Raw genomic sequence first — 1,867 nt, 5'->3', positions numbered from 1 at the left:
TTACATCACTGACATTTCCTGGGGCCGCATCAGCCACCCAAGCGAAGTACTGGCACTCAACCAGAAAATCAATGTTGTTGTACTCGACTTCGACGAGAACAAGAAGCGGATTTCTCTTGGCCTGAAGCAACTGCAGCCACATCCGTGGGAGGTATTACCTGGCGACCTTGGCGAAGGTTCTACCGCTAAAGGTAAGATCGTAAACATTGAAGACTACGGTGCATTCCTTGAAATACAACCTGGTGTAGAAGGGCTTATCCACGTTTCTGAGGTAAGCTGGAGTAATCAGCCAATCAATGCACGGGAGTACTTCAAACTGAATCAGGAGTACGAAGCGAAGATTGTTACCATTGACCGTGAGGATCGTAAGATGTCGCTTTCTATCAAGCAGCTATCTAAGGACCCTTGGAGTGAGATTGAAAACAACTTCCCTGAAGGCAGCCGCCACAGCGGAGAAGTTAAAAACCTTACCCCATATGGTGTTTTTGTTGAGCTTGAGGAAGGTATCGGTGGTATGATCCACATCTCTGATCTTTCATGGACTAAGCGTTTCTCTCATCCTTCTGAGTTCACAAAAGTGGGAGAGAGCATCGATATTATGATCCTCGAAATCGACAAGGACAACCGCAAATTGTCTCTTGGCCACAAGCAACTGGAAGAAAACCCATGGGATACTTTCGAAAATGTATTCCCTGTAGGCTCTTACCACGAAGGAACAATTGTACGCCGGGATGATCGTGGTGCTATTGTTCAAATGCCTTATGGCCTTGAAGCTTTCGCACCAATTAAGCACATCCGTAAAGAGGATGGACAGTTGGCCGAAGTTGACGAAACACTAACCGTTAAAGTGATTGAGTTCAACCGCGATGATAAGCGAATTCTTGTTTCTCACATGCGCTATCTTGACGATATTCGCCGCGAAGCGAAAGACGAAGTACGCAAAGAAAAGCAGGAGGAGCGCAAGCAAACTCGTCAGGCAATCAAGAAACAGCAATCTACAGTTGAAAAGTCTACGCTGGGTGATCTGGACGTATTCAGCCAACTAAAAGATCAGCTGGAAGACAATGACGACAGTGATAGCTAAAAATGAAATAGTGCTTTATTAAAGCCATTTCAACTTTATAGAATTGATTAGGTCTGTTGCCGTAAAGGCAGCAGACCTTTTTTGTATTTTCTTTTATTTGGTATTTTAGAGCAGGTACGCTATTTAAACACTGCTTTTCCCTAAAAAACCAAGCATTATGGACGCTGTAAAAAACATTACCGAATTATTAGCGCTAATCATTTACATCTTTATTTCTGGGCAGCTCTACGCCCAAGAGCAACCAATGGATCTCAATGAGATCTATCCACCCGATAGATTACTGAACCAACAGAGCTTAATCAAATACGGAGAGGATATCAAGAAGATGTTGACAGACAATCGGTTTCCAGAAGCATTAGAACATGTAGATCATTATTTTTACCCCCAGTTAACCCATTATAGCGAAACCTTCCCTGAAGCTCTAACTTCCACTTTGGTTTGGGTCAACCATATTTATTCCACCTCCTCTTCTCATTCCGGCAAATCGACTCAAACAGGAGAAATGTATTTATCTCTGGTCGAACAACACCCGAATCAATTCAAACCTGAGGAGAAATTTAATGTCCTTTGGCGAACGGGTATAGCATATCGTAAGATTTCAAAACTTGAGAAAAGCCAAACTCTAATTGATAACGGATTTAAGCTCCTTAATGATTGTGAACTGCTCAATGAGGCAGAGTTAAAAGGATATCTATTTATTTCATCTGCAAATTTAAGATTAGAGGCAGGAAGACTATCAGAAGCCAAAACAGACCTGGACAGTGCTAAAAACTATTGTAGCTC

2 protein-coding genes are annotated in these 1,867 nt (G+C 42.5%); both read left to right on the top strand.

Annotation, left to right across the window (positions count from 1 at the left end; translation table 11 throughout):
- Positions 1-1,084: S1 RNA-binding domain-containing protein (locus HRT75_RS14725; RefSeq protein ID WP_291188376.1), on the top strand; the 1,084-nt coding region annotated here is incomplete at its 5' end.
- Between the two features lie 157 nt (positions 1,085-1,241).
- On the top strand, positions 1,242-1,867 hold a 626-nt coding region (locus HRT75_RS14720; RefSeq protein WP_291188373.1), incomplete at its 3' end, for a hypothetical protein.

Origin of the sequence: Gilvibacter sp. (genome assembly GCF_013214815.1) — a bacterium.
In the GTDB taxonomy this organism is placed as follows: Bacteria; Bacteroidota; Bacteroidia; order Flavobacteriales; family Flavobacteriaceae; genus Gilvibacter.
Note: the sequence above shows the minus strand (reverse complement) of the source record. Positions and strands in the feature narration are given on the sequence as shown.